Origin of the sequence: Luteococcus japonicus, from assembly GCF_003752415.1 — a bacterium.
GTDB lineage: Bacteria > Actinomycetota > Actinomycetes > Propionibacteriales > Propionibacteriaceae > Luteococcus > Luteococcus japonicus.
Window position 1 is genome coordinate 1,764,625 of record NZ_RKHG01000001.1, and the last position, 23,448, is coordinate 1,788,072.

Sequence of the window (23,448 nt, forward strand, 5' to 3'; positions counted from 1 at the left end):
CACGACCTCTGGAGGAACCATGGCCACCGCGAAGGACATCGGCAAGACAATCCTTGCCCAGGCGCCGAACATCGCCCCGGGGGCCGCCTCCACCGCCCTGCGCAAGGCACTCGACCTGGCCATCGACGGGGTGGGCAAGGTTCCCGGCGCCAAGCAGACCGCCGCCAATGCCCTGCAGCGGACCGGATCCGCCGAACTGGCCGTCAACCAGATCGTCAAGCAGCACGTCGCCATGGCCGGCGCCCAGGGCTTCATCACCAACCTCGGCGGCCTCGCGACGCTAGCCGTCAGCATCCCCGCCAATGTCTCCGGCGTCGCCATCGTGCAGTGCCGGATGGTGGCCGCCGTCGCACACCTGCGCGGCTATGACATCGAGGACCCGCGGGTCCGTTCGGCCATCCTGATGTGCCTGCTGGGTGAGGGCAATGCCCGGGAGGCCGTGCAGCGCCAGGAACTGCCGAGTTCGGCGCTGGCGATTGCCACCGCGCCCGTGCACGACCCGCAGCTGGACAACACCATCAGCGAGAAGGTGCTGGCCAACCTGATGGGACAGGTGGGCGGAAAGCGGGTCACCCTGCTGGCCGGCAAGAAGATCCCCGTCGTCGGCGGTGGCGTGGGTGCCGCGACCGACGGTTGGGCCACCTGGTCCACGGGCGCCTTCGCCAAGGCGCAGTTCATCAACCGTCGACGCTGACCCCTCGACAGCCTCGGGCCCACGGCTTCGTCTGGTCTCAGCTGTCGTAGTAGACGCGCGGAACCCGGGGCGTGATGAGGCAGGTGACCTCGTAGCTGATGGTGCCCATGATCCGGGCCAGGTCATCGGCGGTGATCCGCTCGTCGCCCTGGGCACCCATCAGGACCACCTCGTCCCCCACCTGCACGGTCGGGTCGTCGGGGCCCAGGTCCACCATCGTCTGGTCCATGCAGACCCGGCCGGCGACGGGGTACGCCTTCCCGCCGATCAACATCGTCCCGGCATTGCTGTTGGCGCGGCTGAACCCATCGGCATAACCCACCGGAACGGTCGCGATCCAGCTGGGACGGCTGGGAGCCCAGGTGCGGCCATAGCCCACCGTCTCCCCCGCGTCGACGCGCTTGATGAAGGAGACCCGGCTGACCAGCGACATCACGGGTTCCAGTGGCACGGTACGGGGCGTACTCGCGTCCGGGTAGTAGCCGTAGGCCATGACCCCGGCGCGCACCAGCGTCATCCCGGTCAGGTCGTGACCCAGGATCACCCCCGACGGGGCACCGTGGACCAGCTCGATGGGTCCGCGTTCCGCCTCGATCCCGGCGACGAGCTCCCGGAAGCCCTGCAGCTCGGCGACGGTCCAGTCATGACAGTCGGCCATGTCACTGACCGGCGGATGGGTGAAGATGCCCTCCAGGTGGAGGTTCGGGCTGTCGTCGACCAGACGGACGAGCTCGGCCGCCTCTTCCGGTTCTGCGCCGATGCGTCGCATGCCCGTGTCCACCTTGAGGTGCACCGGTGTCGTGACGCCGGCAGCCTCGGCGGCGGCCTGGGCCTGCCGGATGGTCGTCTCGTCGACGACGGTCAGCGAGAGCTCCATCCGGACGGCCTGGGGCAGCTCCTCGGCGAAGCAGTGGGAGAGCTTGAGGATGGGCAGTGTCACACCGGCCTCGCGCAGCTCGGAGGCCTCCGGGACGGTGGCGACGGCCAGCCGGTCCGCGCAGCCGGAACGCTGCACCATGAGAGCCACGTCCACTGCACCGTGCCCGTAGGCATTCCCCTTGACCGCCAGCAGCACCTGCCGCTCCCCTGCCAGGGAGCGCACGGCGAGCAGGTTGCGCCGCAAGGCGGCCAGGTCGACGGGGGCTTGGGTGGCATACAACACGGCGCAATCCTGCCACCGTGACGAAGCCCAAGGGGGCATTGTCCCAAGCCGCCCCGCCCACTGATGAAATTCAGCCACTCGGCGAAGCCCGGCAGTCACGCGCCTGTCGCCCGCGCCTCCGAATCCAGAACCACACCCTTACGGGTGTAGCTCCGCAGGGTAGTGAATTTATCCCGTTGGACAGTGCCATAATCACCTGAGTGAACTCCTCATCCCCTCTCCGGATTGCGCTGGTCAATGACTACGAGATCGTCCTCGCGGGCATCCGGGAGATGCTGGCCCCCTTCTCCGACGAGGTGGAAGTGGTGGAGGTCGACGCCACTGCGGATGTCGCCAGCGAGGTGGACATCGCGCTCTACGACACCTATGGCCAGAACGAGACGACCCTGACGGCCATCTGCCAGCCGCTGCGCGCGGACCGGGTGGACAAGGTGGTGCTGTTCACCTGGAACCACAGCCAGACCCTTACGGATGCCGCGATCGCCGCAGGAGTCAACGGCCTGCTGAGCAAGAAGATGGGCGCCCACGAGCTGGTCGCCAGCCTCAAGCGGATCGCCGACGGCGAGACCGTGATCACCGCTCACACCTCCACACCCCAGGACGTGACGGCACTGGCTCCGCGCGGGAACCAGTGGCCAGGCCGGGAGGCCGGACTCACGATGCGCGAGTCGGAGATGATCTCCCTGATCACCCAGGGCCTCAGCAATGCCGAGATCGCGGAGCACACCAATCTGAGCCCCAACTCGGTCAAGTCCTACATCCGCGCCGCCTATCGCAAGATCGGTGTGGCGCGACGCTCCCAGGCGGTCGTCTGGGGGATTGCGCACGCGATGGTGCCGGACCGGTCCCGCCAGATCGTCGCCACCCCGAGGAGCAGCACCCCCGTCGAATAATCACGGTCCACGCCGGGTAGAGTCACGCGAACAGGAGGTGTCAGCGTGACGGTGTGTCGTGTCGTGGTGGTCGGTGCAGGGGTCAGCGGACTCGTGGCGGCCCGAGAACTGACCAAGCACCCGGAGCTGGAGGTCATCTGCCTGGAGGGCAGTGATCGCGTCGGGGGGCAGCTGCACACCCTGGAGATCGACGGGGCAGCCGTCGATGTGGGCGCTGAGGCCATCCACCTCGGAGCGCCACATGTCGCCGCCCTGGTGCGTGAGCTGGGCCTGGCCGAACGCGTCGTCGGGGCCGCACGAGGCGCCAGCGTGATGGGGACCCGCAAGGGCCTTCGCCCGCTGCCCGCCGGCGTCGGACCCACCGGCCCCACCAAGATCTGGCCGGTCCTCAAGTCCGGCATCCTCACCCCCCGCGGCCTGCTCCGCGCCGGGCTGGAACCCCTGATGGCCCGACGACGCGTCCCCGAGGACGTCACGGTGGGCAGCTTCACCCAGGGCCGTTTCGGCAAGGAGGTCACCGACACCTTCGTCGACCCCTTGCTGGGCAACCTGCACGGTGGGGACGTGCACCGGCTCTCCCTGCAGGCCACCGCACCGCAGCTCGTGGCCGATGCCAGCAATGGCACCTCGATGCTGCTCAAGAACCTGCACCTGCCCGCCCCGCTGGCGGGTCTGGCCGCACGGGTCCGTCGCACGCCCGCGCTCGGGAGTCCACGGCCCGGTGCCTCACGCGGCGGCTCCGCGCTCCCCATGTTCGCCACCTGGCCCGGCGGCCTGCAGGAGCTGACCGCCGCGCTGGCCGCCGAGGTCGATGTCCGCACCGACGCGCGTGTCACCGGTCTGGAGCGCGAGGGGCAGGGCTGGCGGGTCCTGGTGGAGGGCCAGGAGCCATTGCTGGCCGACCACGTGCTGCTCACCGCGCCCGGTGCCGCCTCCGCTGAGCTGCTGCGGGAGCACTGCCCCCAGGCCGCCGCACTCTACGACCATGTGCCGATGGCCTCGGTGGCCACCGTGGTGCTCGGCTACGAGCCGGCCGCCGCCACCGCCAATCCGACGCTGCGCGACCACAACGGCATCCTGCTGCCCAGCAATCTTGTGCGCACCTTCAAGGCCGCCACCAACCTGAGCCGCAAGTGGCCCGGTCTGGGCGCGCGGCACCACCTCATGCGAGCCTCCGTCGGACGTTTCGGCAGCAGTCTGGCCGAGGAACTGACCGACGAGCAGATGACCCGTCGCGTCGCCGACGAGATCAGCGACCTGACCGGTCTGGCCGCGCGGCCCGAGCTCGCCCAGGTGCACCGCTGGCCCGCGTCGATGCCGCAGCTGCAGCCCGGGCACAAGGACCGCGTCGAGGCCGCCCGTGACGCCCTCGCCACGGTCGGCGGGATCACCATCGCTGGATGCAGCGTCGACGGCCTGGGCATCGGGTCCACCGTGAAGTCGGGCCAACAGGCGGCCCGCGAGATCATCACCACCTGCAAGGACAAGGACTGACCGTGACCGCCACCCATCCGCACGTCGCACAGGATCCACACGGCGAGACCCCGTCACACCCGCACCACGCACCCGCCGTGCGCACCATTCGCCACGACATCAACACCAAGCCCTTCATCGTCATCTGGGAGACCACCCGGGCGTGCCAGCTGGTGTGCAAGCACTGCCGCGCCGATGCGCAGCACCGCGCCCACCCGGAACAGTTGACCACCGAGCAGGGCAAGGCACTGCTGGATGACCTGGCCGCCTACGAGGCGCCACGGCCCCTGGTGGTCTTCACCGGAGGCGACGCCTTCGAGCGCGAGGACCTTGCCGAGCTGTGCCGCTACGGCACCGAGAAGGGCCTGAGCATCTCCCTGAGCCCGTCGATCACGCCCCTCGTCACGCCGGAGCGCCTGCATGAGATGCGCGAGGCCGGCGGCAAGGCGATCAGCCTCAGCCTGGATGGCGCCACCGCCGAGACCCACGACTCCTTCCGCGGTTTCCCCGGCACCTTCGACGCATCGATCGAGGCGTCGCAGTGGATGCGCGAGGAGGGCTTCCGGCTGCAGGTGAACTCGGTCTTCACCAAGGGCAACATCAAGGAGGCCCCGGCACTGCTGAAGACCGTCATGGGAATGGGTGCCTTCATGTGGTACACCTTCATGCTCGTGCCCACCGGCCGTGGCGCAGACCTCAACGCCCTCAATCCCGAGGAGCGCGAAGACGTCCTGAACTGGCTGCACGACATCAGCGACCGCATCGCCATCAAGACCACCGAGGCGCCGCAGTACCGCCGCATCGCCATCCAGCGCGAGCGCGCCCGGGAGCAGGGCATCCCGATCCCCTACCAGGTGGCCCACCGCGGTGAGCTGTACCACTACCTCACCGAGGAGACCACGCGCCTGCTGGGCGACCACCCCGAGAAGCCGCGCCGTCCTCGTGCGCCGATGGCCGTGAACTCCGGTTCGGGCTTCGCCTTCATCGACCACCTGGGCGACGTGTACCCCAACGGCTTCCTGCCCAAGCACTGCGGCAACGTGAAGCAGACCCCCTTCCACGAGATCTACACCGATTCGCCCGTCTTCCAGGCGCTGCGCAAGCCCGACGAGTTCAAGGGCAAGTGCGGCGTGTGCGAGTTCAACAAGCTGTGTGGCGGTTCGCGCTCCACCGCCTACGCCATGACCGGCGACTACCTGGCCAGCGACCCCACCTGCCTGTGGGTGCCCCCGGCCTGGACCGAGCAGATGGAGGGCAGCCCCCGCCACATGGGCTGAGCCCGGCGGAGCCCTGCACGACGGCTGAACCCGTCGAAGTCCCAATTCTCGGTCCCGCTAGGCTCTGGTCATGCAGAGGATCATCGTGGATCTGGGCGGCGTGCTGGTGCACGAGACGACGCAGGTGCGCGACGCCGCGAAGCTGTTGGGCGTGGCGCCGCACGAGATCACGCGTCGCTACTGGTCCGAGCGTGACGCCTGGGACCGGGGCGACGACGACCTCACCTACTGGGGTGCCGTGGCGCAGGGTGCTGGCATCACGATCGACGCGGCGATCGCCGACCATCTGGCTCGTCAGGACGCGAAGCTGTGGACCACGCTTCGCCCCACTGCGCTGGACCTGCTCGTCGATCTGGCGATGAGCCCGCACGAGGTGTGGGTGCTGAGCAATGCCGCCAGCTGCTTCGAGCGATCGATCGCCGAATCGGACTGGGGTGAGCTGGTCAACGGCTGGTTCGTCTCCGGAAAGCTCGGCATGGCCAAGCCCGAGGCCGCGATCTATGAGCACGTCGAGCAGGCGCTGGGCTGCAGCCCTGACGAGCTGTGGTTCGTCGACGACAAGCCCCAGAACCTGGAGGTGCCACAAGGGCGCGGCTGGCACACCCACCTGTGGCAGGACGACGCCGACACCCGCTCGTGGCTGGTGGAGTCGGGCGCGCTGGAGCCGTGATGCTGCCGCTCAGCCCAGTACGGTGCCATCCTCGATCATGCGCGGCTCGTCGGGGCTGACCTCCACATCGCCGACCACCTGGACGTCGCGGCCAAAGCCCACCTCGCCGTTGACACGCAGCGAGGTGGCCTTGCGCAGCCCCAGCGGATGCGGCACCAGCCGGGAGAAGTCCTGCACCAGCTTGTAGTGGCCGTCCAGCTCCACCCGAGGCGTCTCCGCCTGTGCCACCAGCAGCCCGTCCTCGTCGAGCTCGTAGAGGTCGCTGCGCAGCAGGAGCAGTTCATTGGTGGTCTTCACCGGCAGAAAACGTTCACGTCCGACGCAGATGGCGGTGGCGCCCTCGAAGACCTCGATCGCGGCACCCATGGCGCTCTCCATCTGGAAAACCGGGGTGGAGTCGGGGTCGGTGGGATCGACGGTCTTCTGGTTGCGAATCAGCGGCAGGCCAAGCACCCCGTCGCGCTCGGACATGACGCGATGCAGCACCCGCAGGTCAAGCCACAGGTTGTTGGTGTGGAAGTACGGGTGATGGTCGGGGTCGGTGAAGAAGTGCATCTCGTGGGGCAGGGTCTGCGCCGTGTCGCGCAGGATCAGCTGACCGTCGCTGCGACGCGCCGCCAGATGACCGCCCTTGCGGTCGTTGACGGTGCGGCGGCACAACTCGGCGGCATAGGACGCCCCGGAGGCAGCGAACCAGCCGGCCATGGTGGCGTCGGGGCTGGCACCCAGGTTGTCGCCATTGGTGAGCAGCAGCCGTTCGTGGCCCAGGTCGATGAGCTGTTGCAGCAGCCCGCTGCCGTAGAGGGCGACGTAGACGTCGCCGTGACCGGGCGGGCACCACTCCAGCGACGGGTTGGAGGGCCATTCGACGGGCGTCAGGTCGTCGACGCGCAGCTTGGGTTCCTGGTTCTGCAAGAAGCCGAGCGGCAGCCCGTCGACGGCCAGTTCCGGGTAGCGGGCCAGGGCGGTGAGGGTGTCGTCGTGGGTGCGGAAGGAGTTCATGAACATCAACGGCAGCCGCGCGCAGTGCTTGGCTCGGGCGGCGAGCACCTGCTGGACGATGATGTCCAGGAAGGTCTTGCCGTCACGCACCTCCAGCAGGTTCTTGGCCTTGTCCAGCCCCATCGATGTGCCCAGCCCGCCGTTGAGCTTGATCACGACGGTGCGGTCGAGCGCCTCGCGCGCCGCCTCGGGGTCGACGTCCAGATCGGCCAGGTGCACCGGGCGGGGCATCGGCTCGATGGTCTCCTCGCGGATGAAACCGGCGGCCCCGGCCTCCAGCTGCGCGTACTGCGACTGGAAGGTGCGGATGGCCGCGGGCATCACGCCGGCCGCCTGCATCTTGGCGACGGCCTGCTCTAGTCCTGCTGCGCTCATGGTGGGACTCCTGCTGCTCTGGATCGGCTGCTCTGGATGGACTGGTTCAGGACAACCGCTGGCCGGGGCCGGCCGCGATCGCCAGGTGGAGCTGCGGTTCGGGCGTGCCGGCCTGCCGGGTGGCATCGAGCATGGCCTGGGCGATGCGTTCGGCATCGGCGTCGCGCACCAGGGCGATGATGCTGCCACCGAAGCCACCGCCGGTGATGCGGGCCCCCAGCGCTCCCCCCGCCAGGGCGGCATCCACCAGCACGTCGGTCTCGCGGACGCTGGTCTCGTAGTCGTCACGCAGTGAGGCGTGCGACGCGGTGAGCAGCTCGCCGGCTACCTCGAACTGGCCCTCGCGCAGGACGGCGACGAAGCCCTGCACGCGCCAGGTCTCGGTGAGAACGTGGCGCAGACGGCGGCGCAGCACGTCCTCGGGCATGCGGTCCAGCACGGAGTCGAGGTCGGCGGGGTCAGTGGCGTCGGCCACCTCGCGCAGGCTGGTGACGCCCAGGATCTGGGCGGCTTGGTCACAGTGGGCACGACGGGCGCCGTACTGGCCGTCACCCAACGAGTGGGCCGCACGGCTGTCGGCCACCAGCAGGCTCATGCCCTGCGCGGCCAGGTCGAAGGAGACGTGCTCGACGGTGTTGGCGGCGCAGTCCAGCAGCAGCGCGTGCCCCTCCTGGGTGCGCAGCGAGGCGGCCTGGTCCAGGCCCCCGGTGGGGGCATTCGCGACGAGGTTCTCTGCCTGTACGCACAGCGCCGCGAGCCGGGCGCGGTCCTCGGAGGTGGCGTCCATGGGCTGGCCGGCCAGATCGGCGAGCGCCAGCCCGACGGCGCACTCGATGGCGGCCGACGAGGACAGCCCGGCACCGACCGGCACACAGGAGGCGACGGCGGCGTCGAAGCCGGGCACCTGGATGCCAGCCTCGCGCAGCGCCCAGGCCGGGCCACCGCAGTAGGCCACCCAGCCCTCCACCCGGCCGGGGGCGAGTTCGTCGAGGCTCCCCTGCCAGGGCCCGTCCGCCGCGAAGTCGGTGACCATGCGAACCCGGCCGTCGTCGCGGGACGCCACGGCAACATAGGTACGGTGCGGCAGCGCGATGGGCAGACAGAAGCCGCCGTTGTAGTCGATGTGCTCACCGATCACGTTGACCCGTCCGGGCGAGGCCCACACACCGGCGGGTTCGCTGCCGAAGGTCTGGGTGAAAAGCTCGGTGGCACGCGTGATGCCCTCATCGGTGCTCCAGGCGGCGTCCAGGTGGAACATGTCATCTCCAGTGATGGTGGTGGCGCACCCAGTGCGGGCGCGGCCGGGTTCCCGTGTTTCGATTCAAGCAGGCGGTCGGCAGGCTGGCCACACCAACCCCGGTGCAGCGGCCAGGTCGGGGCCCTCCCCCCCCTCTGGCCCTGTGCCTGCCCCGCGTCTAGACTACGACCTATTAGTTTCGCCGCAACAGTAAGCATCCAATGGAGGATGCCGTGACTGTGACCACCCAGATCCTGCTGCAAGCACCCCAGACCTGCCTCGTGCTCGAATCCCCCGACGGTGGACTTCCGGGAGTGCTCCACTGGGGCGCCCCGCTCGGCGAGATGGACTCCGCCGCCGTCACCCAGCTCAGCACCGCGCACTCCCACGCCGGTATCCACAATGGCCTACCCGGCGAGGGTTACCGCCTGGCTGTGCTGCCCGAGCAGTGAAATGGCTGGTACGGCCACCCCGGCCTGTCGGGCTCCCGCCACGGCGCCGCCTGGGCGCCCCGTTTCACCGTCACCAGCGTGACCGTTGATGGCTCCGCCGTCACCGGATTCCACAGCGGCGGCCCCGCGACCACCATCTGGACCGCCAGCGATGAGCAGACCGGACTCGAACTGGAACTGACCATCGAGCTCACCGCCCAGAGCCTGGTGCGCACCCGCGCCGCCCTCACCAATACCGGCGAGGACGGCTATCAGCTCGAGCAGCTGCTGCTGGCCCTGCCCGTGCCGGAACGAGCCACAGAGATCCTCGACTTCGCCGGCCGCTGGGGCAAGGAGCGCGTGCCGTAGCGCACCCCTCTGGGCGTCGGAACCCACTGGCGCGAGGGCCGCCACGGCCGCACCGGCGCCGATTCGGCCTTCGTGCTGCACCTGGGCGAACAGGGCTTCGACTTCGGCTCACGCGAGATCTGGAGCGTGCACACCGCATGGAGCGGCAACCACGTCCACTACGCCGAACGCACGTTGACCGGAGACCAGGTGATCGGTGGCGGCGAGCTGCTGCTGCCCGGAGAGGTGGTGCTGGCCAATGGCCAGAGCTACACGAGCCCATGGCTGGTCTTCGGCCACGGCACCGGTCTGGACTCGATTGCCCACGCCCACCACGACTTCCTGCGGGCCACCCATCCCGTCGACGCCGAGCGCCCGGTCACGTTGAACGTGTGGGAGGCCGTCTACTTCGACCACGACGCCGACCGCCTGCTGGATCTGGCCCGTCGCGCCGCAGACCTAGGCATCGAGCGCTATGTGCTGGACGACGGCTGGTTCGGCGCCCGTCGCGATGACCGTGCGGGCCTGGGCGACTGGACGGTGAGCCCTGACGCGTGGCCAGGGGGCCTGCACCCACTGGTGGACGAGGTGACTCGCCTCGGGATGCAGTTCGGCCTGTGGTTCGAGCCCGAGATGGTGAACCCTGATTCCGATCTGGCCCGCGAGCATCCCGATTGGGTCCTCCAGGTGCCCGGACGCATGCCGCTGGAGGCGCGTCACCAGTGGGTGCTGAACCTGGGGATCCCCGAGGCCTACACCCATGTGCGCGACCAGATGATGGCGCTGCTCGAGGAGTACGAGATCGGCTACATCAAGTGGGACCACAACCGCGATCTGCTGGATCCCGGCACGCATCCCGACGGCCGGCCCGGGGTCCGCGAGCAGACTCTGGCCTTCTACCGACTGGTGGACGAACTGAAGGCCGCCCACCCCGGACTGGAGATCGAGTCGTGCAGCTCGGGCGGTGCGCGCATCGATCTGGAGGTGATGCAGCACTGCGATCGCGTCTGGGTGAGCGACAACATCGATCCCACGGATCGTCAGCAGATGACGCGCTGAACCACCCAGCTACTGCCGCCGGAGATGCTGGGATCGCACATCGCGTCGGGCGCCTCGCACACCACGGGCCGACACCACGACATTGCCTACCCGCCGCGACGGCCGTCTTCGGCCATCTGGGGGTGGAGTGGGACCTGGCGAAGGCCAGCGACGAGGAGATCGCCCAGCTGAAGGCGTGGATCGCTTGGTACAAGCAGATCCGGGCGCTGCTCAATCGCGGACGCCTGGTGCGCGTGGACCCGCCGCAGCCCGGCGCCTTCCTGCACGGCGTCGTGGGTGAGGACCGTGCCATCTTCGCGTTGACGCTGCTGGAGCTGCCCGGAACGTGGAGCATCGGCAGCATCCAGTTGCCCGGCCTGGCCCCGGATGCCACCTGGCGGATGAGCCACCTCGATCTCACCGCCGGCGGCCGCGAGTTGCCCGCGACGGTGGAGCTGACGGGACGGGCACTGGCGACGGCCGGGGTGCGAGCGCCCGTGATCCTGCCCGAGCGCACCCGGATCCTGGTGCTGGACAAGCTCTCCTGACCACCGCAACCACTACGGGCTCGCACGGCCCCACCCATGATCCAAGTGGGGCCGTGCGAGCCCGTAGTGCCTGACGCCAGCCTCACAGGCCGGGCACTTCACCCTTTGCGTACAGGCGCCAAAGTGAAGTCGACATGGTGATGGACGGCGTCCAGTCGGTATTTCTCCAGGAGCTCAGGACCACAGCTGTTCGAGCCAACTCCACCCATCCCATGGTCGAGGCAGAGCACCAAGTCCTCCTCCGCCTCCAGCTCCCAGTCGTGAGAGGCCCGAGCCAGCTCCTCTTGGCTGTAGCGGGACAGATTGAAGCTGAATGGTTGCCCACCCCAAACGGACAGCCCAATGTCCGGGTTGCCTATCCCAAGCAAGTCGCAGTCATGGCGACTGCCATTCTCCTGCGGGTTCAGGTAGTTGACGAACAAGGCATCAACATCCGTGACGAAGTGTCCGTGCCAGCTGGCGCGGTGCTTGTCCACGTAGTTCTCGTACGGCCCCATACCCACGAAGGTCACTTGTTCCAGGTCCGAGCGAAGGAAGAATCGAAGCCCCAGACGCGGCAGATACGGAAAACCCTCGCCTCGAGTCGCATCCATTCGGAGCCGAAGTCGCCCGGTTGCGTCCACAGTCCAGCGAGTCTCCATACGGAGAATAGGTTGGACAGTCTCGGAAGCCAGCGACATCGAGAAACTGATCTGCGCGGCAGCACCGTCTGTATCCACCTCACACTCGTAGGTACGAGTATGGGTCCGGTCGTAACGAGCCCGACGCCATTCGGCCACGATGTTGCGGTCGTTGTCGGTGGGAGCACGCCAGATGTTCACCTCGGCGGGGCGAGTTAGAACCTCGTGTCCCTCCAGCTGGAAACCCACTGGAAGTCCCGAATCACGACTGAAGGTCCATCTGAAGCTTTCACCACTGACAACGACGTGCCAAGGATCCTCGTGAACCTCGGGCGCGCGCCCAGCCACTGAGGCGGCGAGGGCAACGACCTCCTGATTGCGCGGATCGAGGATCTCCAGTTCTGCCTCGTCGAAGCCCAGGTCATGTCCTACAGCTCTGAACGCATCCGCCTCTCGCAGCAGATACCGCAGTCGCAGGTGGCAACGCCCCGAGTCAGGCACGTCCACAGGGCAGGACACATCGACCGTCGTGTGGGGCTCGATACCCTTCGGCAACTTCGCCACTCCCTGCGCCACAACGACACCGTCGCGCACCACCTCCCAGACGACCTGCAAGTGGTCGTCGAGGTTGGTGAAATCGAGCTCATTTCGCAGGCGGGCGACACCGAGTGCTTGATCGAAGCCAACCATCCGCACGGGCCGCTGCACATTCTTTAACTCAAGTAGTCCCTGGTGGGGCACGCGGTCCGGGCCGACCAGACCGTCGACGCAGAAGTTCCCGTCATGCACGGTCTCCCCGGAGTCTCCACCGTAGAGGAATCTCGGATGACCTTCTGGGGTCCACCCGTCCAGGACGGCATGGTCACACCACTCCCAGACGAAGCCGCCTAACAATGCTGGCTCGACCCGGATGAGCTCCCAGTAGTCCTCAATGTCGCCCGGCCCGTTACCCATGGCGTGGGAGTACTCGCAAAGCACATAAGGCTTGTCCGGGCCGCCTGCGAGGTAGTCGCGCATCTCTTGGAGCGAGGCATACATACGACTGTGGACATCTAGGGAGGAATAGTCATAACTGCGTTTTCCATCACGATAGAACGCGCCCTCGTAGTGGCTGATCCGAGTCGGGTCGAAGCCCTTGACCCAAGCCATGGCCGCCTCGAACGTGCAACCGTAGCCACCCTCGTTGCCGGCCGACCAGCTGATCACACTGGGACGGTTCTTCTCCCGCCGGACGCTACGCTCCATTCGATCAACGGTGGCCTGCGTCCATTCAGGATTGTCGGCAATCAGTTCGTTCCACCTCTCAACAATGTTCTCCCAAGAGCTGTCGGCGAGGTAGCGCGACTGGGCACCATGGCTCTCGTTGTCAGCTTCGGACATGACGAAGAAGCCATGACGGTCACACAGCTGATAGAAACGTGGATCATTCGGGTAATGAGAAGTGCGCACGGCATTGATGTTGTGCTGCTTCATCAGGGCAAGATCTCGGCGCATGTGCTCGACGTCCACCACGGGTCCAGTGACAGGGTCCGAGTCATGACGATTGACGCCCCGCAGCTTGATCGGCCGACCATTCACCGCCACTACGACACCGTCGATCGTGACCTCCCGGATGCCCACCTCATCGGTGATGACCTCGTCGGATGTCTCGATCAGTAGCGTGTAGAGGTAGGGGCTCTCCGGATTCCAAAGCTGGGCATCGGACACCTGCAGGTCACAGGCGTGGGTGTAGCCATGGCCATCGCTTCTGGGCGAGAACGTCCCAGAAGCCACCATGTCACCATGCGCGTCGATAAGACGCAGGTTGGTTGGTACGACGCCGCCCCTGTACTGACCACGCACCGAGACCCTCGCGTCGCCGCCAAGACCAACACTGGTGGTCACAAAGTAGTCGAAGAGCACCTTCTCGGGCCGGTCGAGCAAGTAGACGTCACGAATGATCCCACTCGTACGGAACTTGTCCTGGTCTTCCAGATAGGTACCGTCGCACCACTTGTACACCAGCACCACCAGATGGTTGACGCCGTCGACCAGAAAGGGGGTGATCTCGAACTCACTGGTGGCGTGGGTCACCTGGCTGTAACCCACGTAATGACCGTTGAGCCAGACATAATAGCAGGAGTCGACGCCCTCGAATACCAGTTGCGTTGTGGGGGCGTCGGAGTTGGGGGTGTGCTCGAAGTCCAACAGATGGATGCCACAGGGGTTCGCGCTGGGAACGTGAGGCGGATCGACTGGAATCGGGTAACGGACATTGGTGTACTGATGGGCATCAAAGCCTTGGTGCTGCCATGTGCCAGGGACCTGAATATCCACCAGATCCGAGATTTCAGATCCGGGCAGGAAGAATCCTTCTGGCAGCTCTCGCTCCTCGGCTAAGAGCTGAAACTTCCACGTGCCGTTGATTAACTGCGCGCGGTCCGACAGCACTCGCGCTTCGACCACGTCGCCGAGGGGCGTGGAGGCTGGAATGTAGTAGGAGCGAGTAGGCAGTGTGTTCTCATGGAGCACCGCCAGACTCTGGTGATGGCCAAGCATTTTCGATGACTCTCCTTCAAGTCCGAATGTGACTGCTGCCGCCCCGCCACTGCGGCGAGACGGCAGCCCTTTACATTGATGCGACAGCTGAAGCCTGAAGCTCAGCCCTTGGTTTCTCCCATGGTCAGACCCGAGACAAAATGCTTTTGGAGTGCGAAATAGATCACCAGGGTAGGCAAGGCGATGATCATCGATCCTGCGGCCACGAGGTTGTTGTCTGTAAAGAAATCCCCTGCGAGATTAGTCAGGGAGCTCGTGATCGGGAACTTGTCACCGTTCTGGAGCAGCACGGTGGCCCAGAAGAATTCGTTGTAGATCCAAGTGGCCTCCAAGGTTGCGAGGGCAGCCAATGAAGGGCGGCACAGAGGCAGAGTGATCCGCCAAAACTGTCCCCACAAGCTGGTGCCATCAACCATCGCCGACTCGTAGATCTCCTTGGGAAGAGCCTTCATGTAGTTGCTCAACACGAAGGTACAGAAGCCCGTCTGGAAGGCAACGTTCACAAGAATCACGGCCAAGTGAGTATTCAGCAGCGTCCCCGACTCAGAGATCCAGAAGGGGACCTCGACTCGCTGGAACAACTTGAATACCGGAATGAGCAGGGCCTGAGGTGGTAGCAGGTTCCCGGCCAGGAAGAGGGCCAACATGATCGTGTTGAACTTCCATGAGAAACGCGAGATCACAAATGCCACCATCGATGCAAAGAAGAGCGAGAGCACCACAGCAGGGATGGTGATGATCGCAGAGTTGAGGAACTTTGCCCCGAAATCACCCGCCTCCCATGCCTTGCTGTAGTTCTCCAAAGTGAACCCCCCGAAGCTCAGGTATCCGTGTTCGCTCGTGTACGCATAGCTCCGCAAAGAGGCAAGGACTGCATAAAGGAGGGGAAAGAGCCACAGCACTGCCATGCCCCCCAAGAAGATATGCGTCGCGATACGCCCCTTGCTCCAGGGGCGACGACTCGCAGCCACTTCCTCGCGTTCGATTGGTGCAACAGTGCGAGCGGGAGCACTCATCGCGCCTCCTCCCTCATGACGATTCTCAGATAGATCAAGATGAATACGCTGGACATCCCCAACATGATCGTGGCCAAGGCGGATCCGAACCCGATTCGCTGTGCCTCCCCCACGATGTTGCGGGTGACCTCCGTGGCCAGTAGCTCGAGGCCGTTACGACCTCGGTTGATCACCCAGACCAGGTCGAACGCGCGCAGGGAATCGATGAAAGTGATCACCAGCACCACCACGTTGATGGGAAACATCACGGGAAAGGTGACGTGGAAGAAGGTCTTGATCTCAGACGCCCCGTCGATGCCGGCCGCCTCCTTCAGCGCTGGATCAACACCCTTCAAACCAGCAAGATAGAGGAGCATGACGTAACCCACATGTCGCCAGCTGGTGGCAATCAGCGCAGCCCACAGATTATACCGGGAATCGCCGTACCAGTCGATGGAAGTCCCCAATACTGCGTTAATGAGTCCTTGATCCCGACTGAACATGAGCTGCCAGACGAAGCCAATTAGAGCCATCGACAGCACCACTGGTAGGTACAGCGAAGTCTGGTAGAGCTTCGTGCCACTGGCTTCACGGTCGATCAGCACGGCGCAAAGCAACCCGATCGGAGTCGCGACAAAGAACATCGCTGCCAGCCAGATCAGGTTGTGCTGCACGGCAGGCCAGAAGGCGGGATAGATCGTGACGGCCTCTTCATACCAGCGGAGCCCGACTGGTTCTGCCTCCGACAGCGGCCCGAAACCATCCCAGTCGAAAAAGGACAGCACCACCGAAGCGATAGCGGGTAGCCAGACCAGTGAGGCCGCCACCAGCGTCGGGATCCCCATCATCAGAGAGACGGTCACTTTGTCGCGTGTCGAGAGTCGGCCTCCCCCACGCCCCCGCTGGCGGGGCTCAGCAACGGCACTCATGATCCGAAGATCGACTTTCGCTGAGACTCCACGTTGGCCAGCATCGACGTGATGTCATTGGGATTCTTGATGAAGCTCTGGATCGCCGGGCCCATCACGGTCGAGGCGAAGTCTGGGCGGGAGTCACGGTCCAGGAACTGGGCCACATCGGTGGCGCCCTTCATGACCTCGAGCATGCGCTTCTGTAGAGAGGTGTACTTGGTCGGATCGGCGTTCTCGTTGACTGCGATCGCCGACGGATCGGCGGCCACATTGGCCATCTGGGCATCAGCACTGCCCAGATAGGACAGGAAGGCCTTTGCGCCCTTCTCGTTCTTGGGGCGCTTGCTCAGCATGAAACCATCGGTCGGCGCCTCGATGGCACCGGAACCGATCGTGCTGTCCACCTCGGGGAACACGAAGAAGTCCAAGTCGTCCTGTTCAGCGCCGGTCTTGAACTGCTGGGCCATGAAGGTGCCCAAGTAGTACATACCGGACTTCCCCTGCTGCAGACTCTGCGCCGCCTCCTGCCAGGTGCGGCCCAGCGCATCCTTCTGGTGATAGGGAAGCAGTCCCTTCCACAGGTCGAATACCTTGGCCACCTTGGCCTGCGACCAATCCTCCTTGCCAGACATCAGGTCGACATGGAACTGGTAGCCGTTTGCGCGAAGGTTAAGGATGTCAAACATGCCCATCGCTTCCCAACCGTCCTTGTCGGCGAAGGCCATCGGGGTCAGACCGTCCTTCTGCATCTTCTTGGACAGCTCAGTGAACTGATCAATGGTCTTGGGGATCTCGTAACCGTGCTTCTTCCAGACGCTCTTTCGGTACTGGACAACCCACGGGTAGTAGGTGGCGGGCATGACGATCTGCTTGCCATCAGCCGTGGAACAAGCGTTCTTGAGCGAGGCGGGAATCCCCTTGGTCTCACCGAAAACGTCAGAGATGTCGCCAACCATGCCCTTCTCGGCAAAGAACCGAGCACGGTATCCGGCAAACCAGGCGAAGACATCGTCCGGAGCGCCCTGCAGATAGTTGTTGATGTTCTCCTGGAAGGTGGTGTGTGCCACCGTGTTCATCTTGATCTTGTAGTCGGGGTGCGCTTTCTCAAAACCGGCAACATTGGCCTTGATCGCCTTGAGGGGAGCTTCATCTGCCTGATTGTTACCGAAGGACACCTCCCCGGAGGCCGAACCACCACCCCCTCCACTACCGCCACAACCAACCAAGCCAACAGCGCCCACAGAGAGCGCTCCAGCCAGCACTGCACGACGGGAGACGCCCGAAATGGGAGCGGTGCGGAAACGCGCGAGGTACTCGAGTTCAGATTGGGGACGAGACATGGGTGACCTACTTCCTCCGTTGGAATAACCGGCGGTCTGTTACCGGTAAAAGCATGATACACGGTAACTGTTATCGGTAACAAGAGGGAGACACCCTAGTTTTTCTGTCCCTCAGCGCGCCGGTGGCGCGCTCGATCTGCGGGGGACGAGCTCACCGGCGAAACAGTAGCCCTCAAGTTCGGGTGCGCCGCCGAGCCCCGTCCCCGCAAGAAGAGAGTTCACCGCCCGGCGACCCATCCCCACGAAGTCGATCGCCACCGTGGTCAATGGCGGAGCGTAGAAGGCTGCATCCTTGAGCCCGTCAAAGCCGGTGATGCTGACGTGACCCGGGACGCTAATGCCACTCTTGTGCAACCGAGCGATGGCGCCCAGGGCGATCTGGTCGCTCGCCGCGACGATGGCGGTGGGCATCTGGTCTAGGGGAAGGTGGTCCACCGCCGCGTAACCGTTGACGGCCCCCCATGGGCCATGGGTGCGACCGCAGTCGACCAAGCCCAGATCTTCAACGCAGGTACCGTAAGCCGTCTCACGATTCCACGCTGAGGGCCACCCGCGCGGACCCCCCAGATAGAAAAATCTCTGATGCCCCAGTTCCGCCAGATGCCTCACGGCCTTTGCTATCGGATGCTCCAGCGACGCCGGATGCCCCCGAGGGATCCTTGGCTCTGCCTCGATCAGCCACGGGGTCTGCAAGGAACTAAAATCCATCGCCTCGAGCACGAAGTCTGGAGGCGAAAGCACCACCACACCCGCCAGCGAAGCGCGGTTCATCATGTGTAGGGCCTGCTTGATTGACGCAGGGTCATCCATGTCGGCCCGGATCGTCTCCAAGATGTGTCCGCTCGCACGGGCCGCCTCTCCAGCACCTGCTAGAACTCTCTGCGGGGCCCAGTCATCAACATCGAAAACCAACGCTCCGATGCGGCGCGGCTGTTGTGTGGCCAGCTCACTCGCGGTGTCGTTGAACCGGTAACCAAGCTCATCAATAGCCTGCCGCACCCGTTCTTGATTCTCAGGCCTCAGCTTCTCGCCGCGGAGATACCGAGCGACCGTCTGGTGACTGACTCCCGCTCTCTCGGCCACCGTCCAGATGGTCGCTCCTTGCCGCCGATGCCCCTGCCGCGCCATGGGAGCAACTCCTGTCTGGATCTGGACAATGCGACGCACACCGCGCCACCCGCACAGTGTACGTGGGCCTCGTCAACGAACCAGATTCGGATGCCACGTCAATCAAGCACCCACACAAGATCACCGCGAAGTAGGGTCTGGGCCGTGAACGACTTCGACGGCCTGGACTCCACCTCGAAGCGCGTGGCCCTGGCGGTGCTCCGCCAAGGCCCCGTCTCCCGGGCCGATCTTGGGCGCATGCTGGGGCTCTCGGCCCCCAGCCTCACCCGGTTGACCAAGCCGCTGGTGGCCCGACGGTTGCTGGTGGAGGGCGAGCCGGTGGCGCAGAACTCCACCGGCCGCCCGTCGGTACCACTGGACGTCAACGCGTCACGGGCCCACGTCGTCGGCGCCAAGTTCGTCACCGACGCCCTGTTCGCCGTGGTCACCGATCTCAAGGGCACGGTGGTGGCCAGCCACAAGGTGCAGCAGGAGTTCCCCTCCCCCGAATCCGCCGTGGCTACGCTGGAAGAGTTGGTGCTCGGCTGGGCCGCTCCCTGGCACCCGGTGGGGCTGGGCGTGAGCCTGGGCGCCAATGTGGACGCCGACGGCAACATCAGCCGGGTCTCCTTCCTGGGCTGGCCAGACTCTCCCTTCCGGGATCTGCTGGCCGGGGCGACCAGGCTGCCGTGCGTGGTCGCCAATGACGTGCATGCCTTCGCGCTGGCCGAACACTGGTTCGGTTTCGGACGGGGCTGCACTGACTTCGCGGTGGCCACGCTGGGTGCCGGTGTCGGTGTCGCGCTGGTCTGCAATGACGAGCTGGTGCTGGGTCAGGCCGGGCGCGCGGGCCGGGTGGGCGACGTGACGCTCGACGACGGGCGTCGGCTGCGTGATGTGGTCGTCACCAGCGTGGTGAGCCAGCACGTCGAAGCGGCGCTGGGCAGTGCGCTGCCCACGCACGCCAGCAGTGAGGACCTGGCGCGTTTCTCCCATGATCCCCGGGTGCAGGTGGTGCTCGACGACGTGGCCCGGGCCATGGGGCAGCTGGTCGGGCAGGTGTGCCTGTACACCGCACCGGAGAAGGTACTGATCTCAGGCGAGGACGCGGGTTTGCTGCGCAACCATCAGACCGCCCTGCACGACGGGATCCGACGCTATGTCCAGCTGCGCCCCGAGCAGATCGGCATCGAGAGCCTGGGCTTCGACGAATGGGCCCGCGGATCGGCCGCCATGGCGATCCGCGCCCACATGACTCCGCGCTCATAATCCTCCGACACATCTGACCCCAAGGCGAAACAGAGTGCCGGCGAAGCGCGGTGAGTCCCGCCACATCGTGCAGCGGGACCCACCGCGTGGTGCGGGATCAGTGCGCCTTCTGCACCGTGATGACCCAGCCGAAGTCGGGTGCCTTGACGAACTCGGTCACGGGATAACCGGACTCCGCGGCCCACTCGGGGATCGACTCGGTGGCCTGGGTGCAGTCGAAGTTGATGACCAGCTCGTCGCCGACGGGCAGATCGGCCATCGCCTTCTTGGCCTCGATCAGCCGGAAGGGGCAGACCTCGCCGACGGTTTCCAGAACGTGCTTTGCCATGGTGTTTCCCCTTCTGTGGTGGTGATTGTGTGGTGGTTCAGGCCGGGATGGCCACGGCGACGGGACGTCGCGAGGGGGCGGACTTGCGGCCCACAGGAAGGAAGATCTTGGCGCCGATGCCCAGCACCAGCATCACGCCCCAGTCGACACGCTCGGTGTTGCCGGTCACCAGGTAGCTGCTGAGATTGGCCGACGCAGTGGTGATGCCCAGAGCGGACTTGCGGCCGGAGGCGAAGCTCAGCGGGTAGGCGGCGCTCGCGATCAGGCCGATGATGACGCCCGCGACGAAGGGACGCCAGCGCTTCTCGAAGAGCACGTGCGCCAGGCCGGTCCTCTGGGGCGGGAGCGTGTCCATCGGTGCGGTGGAGCGCTTCAGCTCCCGACGCACCAGCACCACAGTGAGGGCCATCAGCAGTGCCACCAGCACCCAGCTGGAGATGCCCAGTGCGTCGTGGATGGGGTGACGGGGGCGGTGACACCACGCACGGCATCGTTCATGGGCTTCAGGGCGCCGTACTTGATCATGGCCGCGGCGGCGGCATAGCCGACCAGTGCGATCCATGAGCCGACCAGGCTCTCGCCGGCGCGGTACCAGGTGCCGGTGGCGCAGCCGCCCGCCGCGACGATGGAGACACCGAAGATGAGCGATCCCACGATGACGGCCAGCCACGGCAGCTCCTCGAAGCTGCGCGTGATTGCGCCGGTGCTCTGCAGCGCGGCGACGCCGACGGCCTGGACTCCGATGGTGATCAGGAAGGCCACCATCCAACGAGCCTTGTGGGCGATACACACGTCTCGGAGGGCGCCGGTGACGCAGAAGCGGCCGCGCCGCAGAACGAAGCCGAAGAGCAGACAGGGCAAGAGTCCGGTGATGATCATGAGTTTTCCTTCTGGGGTGGTGAATGCCCGCGTATCCCGGGGGTGTGACGCAGTGACCCATCGACGATGACCGAGGGCCAGGGGGTGAGTTGGAATGCCCGAATGGGCAGGGGCGTACCCCACGAGGAGGGGTAGGCGCTACGCGTAAGCCCTCACGCAGAGGTGAGGCAGGGGCCAACCAAACCCTTGTCCTTGGACGGACGCGGGGGCTGGAGACGGCGCAGGAGGTCCGTGACAGGCGCAGCGTTCGGGGCAACGACACAGCAGGTGGCATATGCACGTCGGCGTACCGATGACGGCATGCCGAGTGGTGGCGGTGTCACGCTGGATGACCACGACGCTTTTCCTTCCCTGCTGAGGCTTTCCTGACCTTGTTCGTGGGCAACCCCACCCCACCACCCCGCAGGATGAGGCACCGTCTCTCCTGCTGGGGCAGGATGGACGGGAAGGGAGCCGCATGAATCCGCAACGTGAACCACGCCTGGCCGAGGTGGCCGAGAGGGCCGGGGTCTCGGTGACCACCGTCTCGCGCGTGCTGAACAATCGCGGCTACCTCAGCCAGCAGACCAAGGACAAGGTGGCGCAGGCCATCGACGAGCTGAACTACCACCCCAACCAGGTGGCGCGATCGCTGCTGGGGCACCGCACCAACACCATCGGGCTGGTGCTGCCGACGGTCGCACTCCCCTTCTACGGCGAGGTGGCCGTCGAGGTGGAGAATGCCCTGGCCGAGCACCAGTGCCAGCTGCTGTTGTGCAACAGCTTCGGCCGCTCCGACCGGGAACGGGCGGTGCTCGACATGCTGGTGGCCAATCGCGTCGACGGCATCATCTCGGGCGCCCACAACGATCCCGTGGACGACTACTCACGGTTGCGTCAACCGGTGGTCACAATTGACCGTGAGCTGGCACCCCACATTCCCAATGTGCGTGCCCAGAACGAGACCGGCGGCAGGCTCGCCACCGAGCTGCTGCTGAAGCGTGGCGCGCGCCGCCCCGCACTGGTCACCTCACGCTCGCACTCCCGCAATCTCCGTGAGCGTGGCTATCGCGACGTGTTGGCCGCCGCCGGGATCGATCCGACCGTGGTGACGGTGGACTTCCACCTGCCCGAGGCCGAACGGGCTCGCACCATGGAGGCCAAGCTGGACGCGCTGACGCCGCAGGCCGATGCCGTCTTCGCCACCGACGACCTGCTGGCCGCCGGGGTGCTCGACTGGACGCGTCGGCGTGGCCTGGAGGTGCCCGGCCAGTTCAAGGTGGTGGGCTTCGACGGCACGCTGGCTGCCACGTCGGCTTCCGGATTGCCGACGGGGTGCTCACTGTCGATCGTTCCACCACGCGTTATCCGCACGGGGATCGACGCAGCGTCACCCTGCCCGAAGCCAGCGCCGACGGCCTGCTGCGCCTGCAGCTGGCGCGCGACCGCTCGGTGGACGAGCTCTTCCTGGCCGACGGTCTGGTCAGTTTCACGATGCGCAGCTATCTGGCGCCGGATGCGGCGGGGATCACCGTGGAGCAGACGGGCTCACTGCGCGTGGTCTCCTGTCGTGTGCTGTCGCTGGACTGAGGTCCTCCCCACCAGGCGCGGGTGGTCTCCGTCGGACCGTCGAGTTCGGTGAAACCGGCGTCGACCACCTGCACCCGGCCGGGATTGCTGGCCCACCGCTCGGCGTCGACCACCTCGACGCGGAGCCGGAAGTAATCGGCCTGCCAGGCCTGACGGGTGGGTTCGTCCATCGCCTCCCATGCCAGCTGGGCGGCGTGCGCGCACTGGGCGGCCGCCTTGCCCGTGGTCATCGTGATGTGAGGGCTGACACCGACCGTGACCACCGCCCCCTCGGTGCGACTGGGGTGAAGATCGGGCAGTTCGGTGCCCTCCACCTGCAGCTTCTTCAGCACCGGGCCGAGCGGACGCACCGGGGCGGGGACGAAGGCGCGGGCGCCCGCCACACCTTCATCGCCGGGCTCACCGTCGGGGGCGCCACCACCCTGTTCGACGGTGACTCCGGGAACGGTCTGCACCTCGGCCCAGCGGGTCTGGCCGCGAGCTCGGCGCACCAGCTTGCGGATCCTTCCGTCGCGCCAGAAGTCGACGGCCTGGCGCCACTCCCCCTCGAGCGCCTCGGGGGAACTGATCAGCGCCACCGCGGCCCGGGCGACGGCCTCGCAGGTGTCCACATGGCTGGCTGGCCGCTTCTTGTCATAACGGATGGCAAACTGCATCGCCCACGGAATCTCGTCGTCCAGGTGACCGTCGATGGGTGAGGCGTCGGGCTGCGGGCTGTCCATGGAAACCCACTGTAGAGGGGAT

General features: G+C 65.9%; 20 protein-coding genes and 3 pseudogenes. 12 read left to right on the forward strand and 11 right to left on the reverse strand.

Annotated features, from left to right (window positions below; translation table 11 throughout):
* Window positions 1-19 precede the first annotated feature (19 nt).
* Window positions 20-694 carry an EcsC family protein gene (locus tag EDD41_RS08595; RefSeq protein ID WP_123575597.1) on the forward strand — a complete coding sequence of 225 codons (675 nt, stop codon included), beginning with the start codon at window positions 20-22 and terminating at the stop codon, window positions 692-694.
* A gap of 37 nt (window positions 695-731) precedes the next feature.
* Here the strand turns inward: EDD41_RS08595 and alr are convergent, their stop codons facing one another.
* Entirely contained in the window at window positions 732-1,895 is a 1,164-nt protein-coding gene (gene alr, locus EDD41_RS08600) for an alanine racemase (protein ID WP_123575598.1), read from the reverse strand.
* Between the two features lie 161 nt (window positions 1,896-2,056).
* Between alr and EDD41_RS08605 the strand changes: the two genes are divergently transcribed.
* The 4 genes from EDD41_RS08605 to EDD41_RS08620 all read left to right on the forward strand — a co-directional run bounded on the left by EDD41_RS08605 (window position 2,057) and on the right by EDD41_RS08620 (window position 6,169).
* Complete coding sequence (locus EDD41_RS08605) at window positions 2,057-2,749, forward strand: response regulator transcription factor (protein ID WP_245995583.1); 693 nt, start codon at window positions 2,057-2,059, stop codon at window positions 2,747-2,749.
* 45 nt (window positions 2,750-2,794) lie between these two features.
* On the forward strand, window positions 2,795-4,243 hold the full coding sequence (gene hemG / locus EDD41_RS08610) for a protoporphyrinogen oxidase (protein WP_123575599.1): 1,449 nt from the start codon (window positions 2,795-2,797) through the stop codon (window positions 4,241-4,243).
* Window positions 4,240-5,499 (forward strand): TIGR04053 family radical SAM/SPASM domain-containing protein, encoded by a 1,260-nt coding sequence (locus tag EDD41_RS08615; protein ID WP_425454353.1) that lies wholly within the window; start codon window positions 4,240-4,242, stop codon window positions 5,497-5,499. Before hemG ends, EDD41_RS08615 begins: the two co-directional genes overlap by 4 nt.
* A 70-nt stretch (window positions 5,500-5,569) precedes the next feature.
* Window positions 5,570-6,169, forward strand: coding sequence for an HAD-IA family hydrolase (locus tag EDD41_RS08620; protein WP_094765525.1), 600 nt, complete (start codon window positions 5,570-5,572; stop codon window positions 6,167-6,169).
* A gap of 9 nt (window positions 6,170-6,178) precedes the next feature.
* Here the strand turns inward: EDD41_RS08620 and EDD41_RS08625 are convergent, their stop codons facing one another.
* Both EDD41_RS08625 and galK read right to left on the reverse strand, forming a co-directional pair.
* Window positions 6,179-7,546: a UTP--glucose-1-phosphate uridylyltransferase gene (locus EDD41_RS08625; RefSeq protein ID WP_094765526.1), complete on the reverse strand. Its 1,368-nt coding sequence runs from the start codon at window positions 7,544-7,546 to the stop codon at window positions 6,179-6,181.
* Window positions 7,547-7,592: 46 nt separating this feature from the next.
* Window positions 7,593-8,804 carry a galactokinase gene (gene galK, locus EDD41_RS08630; RefSeq protein WP_123575601.1) on the reverse strand — a complete coding sequence of 404 codons (1,212 nt, stop codon included), beginning with the start codon at window positions 8,802-8,804 and terminating at the stop codon, window positions 7,593-7,595.
* Between the two features lie 212 nt (window positions 8,805-9,016).
* On the opposite strand from galK, the gene EDD41_RS17510 reads away from it, so the two are divergent.
* From EDD41_RS17510 to EDD41_RS17820, 4 genes and pseudogenes are all read left to right on the forward strand, one after another.
* Window positions 9,017-9,235 carry a hypothetical protein gene (locus EDD41_RS17510; protein WP_245995585.1) on the forward strand — a complete coding sequence of 73 codons (219 nt, stop codon included), beginning with the start codon at window positions 9,017-9,019 and terminating at the stop codon, window positions 9,233-9,235.
* 24 nt (window positions 9,236-9,259) lie between these two features.
* Window positions 9,260-9,757 (forward strand): annotated as a pseudogene (locus EDD41_RS17810) (glycoside hydrolase family 36 N-terminal domain-containing protein); the annotation flags it as partial.
* Between the two features lie 54 nt (window positions 9,758-9,811).
* Entirely contained in the window at window positions 9,812-10,621 is an 810-nt protein-coding gene (locus EDD41_RS17815; RefSeq protein WP_281273182.1) for an alpha-galactosidase, read from the forward strand.
* 122 nt (window positions 10,622-10,743) lie between these two features.
* Window positions 10,744-11,148 (forward strand): hypothetical protein, encoded by a 405-nt coding sequence (locus EDD41_RS17820; protein WP_281273111.1) that lies wholly within the window; start codon window positions 10,744-10,746, stop codon window positions 11,146-11,148.
* A 98-nt stretch (window positions 11,149-11,246) separates the two neighbouring features.
* Here the strand turns inward: EDD41_RS17820 and EDD41_RS08640 are convergent, their stop codons facing one another.
* The 5 genes from EDD41_RS08640 to EDD41_RS08660 form a co-directional block, all read right to left on the reverse strand.
* Entirely contained in the window at window positions 11,247-14,279 is a 3,033-nt protein-coding gene (locus EDD41_RS08640; RefSeq protein WP_245995586.1) for a glycoside hydrolase family 2 TIM barrel-domain containing protein, read from the reverse strand.
* A 128-nt stretch (window positions 14,280-14,407) separates the two neighbouring features.
* Window positions 14,408-15,322 carry a carbohydrate ABC transporter permease gene (locus tag EDD41_RS08645; RefSeq protein ID WP_123575603.1) on the reverse strand — a complete coding sequence of 305 codons (915 nt, stop codon included), beginning with the start codon at window positions 15,320-15,322 and terminating at the stop codon, window positions 14,408-14,410.
* The gene (locus EDD41_RS08650; RefSeq protein WP_123575604.1) at window positions 15,319-16,230 is read right to left on the reverse strand and encodes a carbohydrate ABC transporter permease; all 912 of its coding nucleotides are present in this window, start codon (window positions 16,228-16,230) and stop codon (window positions 15,319-15,321) included. The genes EDD41_RS08645 and EDD41_RS08650 overlap by 4 nt, the downstream gene beginning before the upstream one ends.
* Window positions 16,227-17,552, reverse strand: a complete 1,326-nt coding sequence (locus EDD41_RS08655) for an ABC transporter substrate-binding protein (RefSeq protein ID WP_123575605.1) — start codon at window positions 17,550-17,552, stop codon at window positions 16,227-16,229. The genes EDD41_RS08650 and EDD41_RS08655 overlap by 4 nt, the downstream gene beginning before the upstream one ends.
* A gap of 111 nt (window positions 17,553-17,663) precedes the next feature.
* Window positions 17,664-18,680: a LacI family DNA-binding transcriptional regulator gene (locus tag EDD41_RS08660; RefSeq protein ID WP_123575606.1), complete on the reverse strand. Its 1,017-nt coding sequence runs from the start codon at window positions 18,678-18,680 to the stop codon at window positions 17,664-17,666.
* 144 nt (window positions 18,681-18,824) lie between these two features.
* On the opposite strand from EDD41_RS08660, the gene EDD41_RS08665 reads away from it, so the two are divergent.
* The gene (locus tag EDD41_RS08665; protein ID WP_170165296.1) at window positions 18,825-19,928 is read left to right on the forward strand and encodes an ROK family transcriptional regulator; all 1,104 of its coding nucleotides are present in this window, start codon (window positions 18,825-18,827) and stop codon (window positions 19,926-19,928) included.
* Between the two features lie 97 nt (window positions 19,929-20,025).
* Here the strand turns inward: EDD41_RS08665 and EDD41_RS08670 are convergent, their stop codons facing one another.
* Together EDD41_RS08670 and EDD41_RS18165 are read right to left on the reverse strand one after the other, a co-directional pair.
* Window positions 20,026-20,256, reverse strand: a complete 231-nt coding sequence (locus tag EDD41_RS08670) for a sulfurtransferase TusA family protein (RefSeq protein WP_094765535.1) — start codon at window positions 20,254-20,256, stop codon at window positions 20,026-20,028.
* A gap of 37 nt (window positions 20,257-20,293) precedes the next feature.
* Window positions 20,294-21,135, reverse strand: a pseudogene (locus tag EDD41_RS18165) (YeeE/YedE family protein).
* A 457-nt stretch (window positions 21,136-21,592) separates the two neighbouring features.
* Here EDD41_RS18165 and EDD41_RS08685 point away from each other — a divergent pair.
* Window positions 21,593-22,417 (forward strand): annotated as a pseudogene (locus EDD41_RS08685) (LacI family DNA-binding transcriptional regulator); the annotation flags it as partial.
* A gap of 32 nt (window positions 22,418-22,449) precedes the next feature.
* The gene (locus tag EDD41_RS18170; RefSeq protein WP_425454354.1) at window positions 22,450-22,704 is read left to right on the forward strand and encodes a GH32 C-terminal domain-containing protein; all 255 of its coding nucleotides are present in this window, start codon (window positions 22,450-22,452) and stop codon (window positions 22,702-22,704) included.
* On the opposite strand, the gene EDD41_RS08690 is transcribed toward EDD41_RS18170, so the two are convergent.
* Window positions 22,617-23,360 carry a peptidyl-tRNA hydrolase gene (locus EDD41_RS08690; RefSeq protein WP_245995743.1) on the reverse strand — a complete coding sequence of 248 codons (744 nt, stop codon included), beginning with the start codon at window positions 23,358-23,360 and terminating at the stop codon, window positions 22,617-22,619. The two genes, EDD41_RS18170 and EDD41_RS08690, sit on opposite strands and share 88 nt — an antisense overlap.
* Window positions 23,361-23,448: the final 88 nt, after the last annotated feature.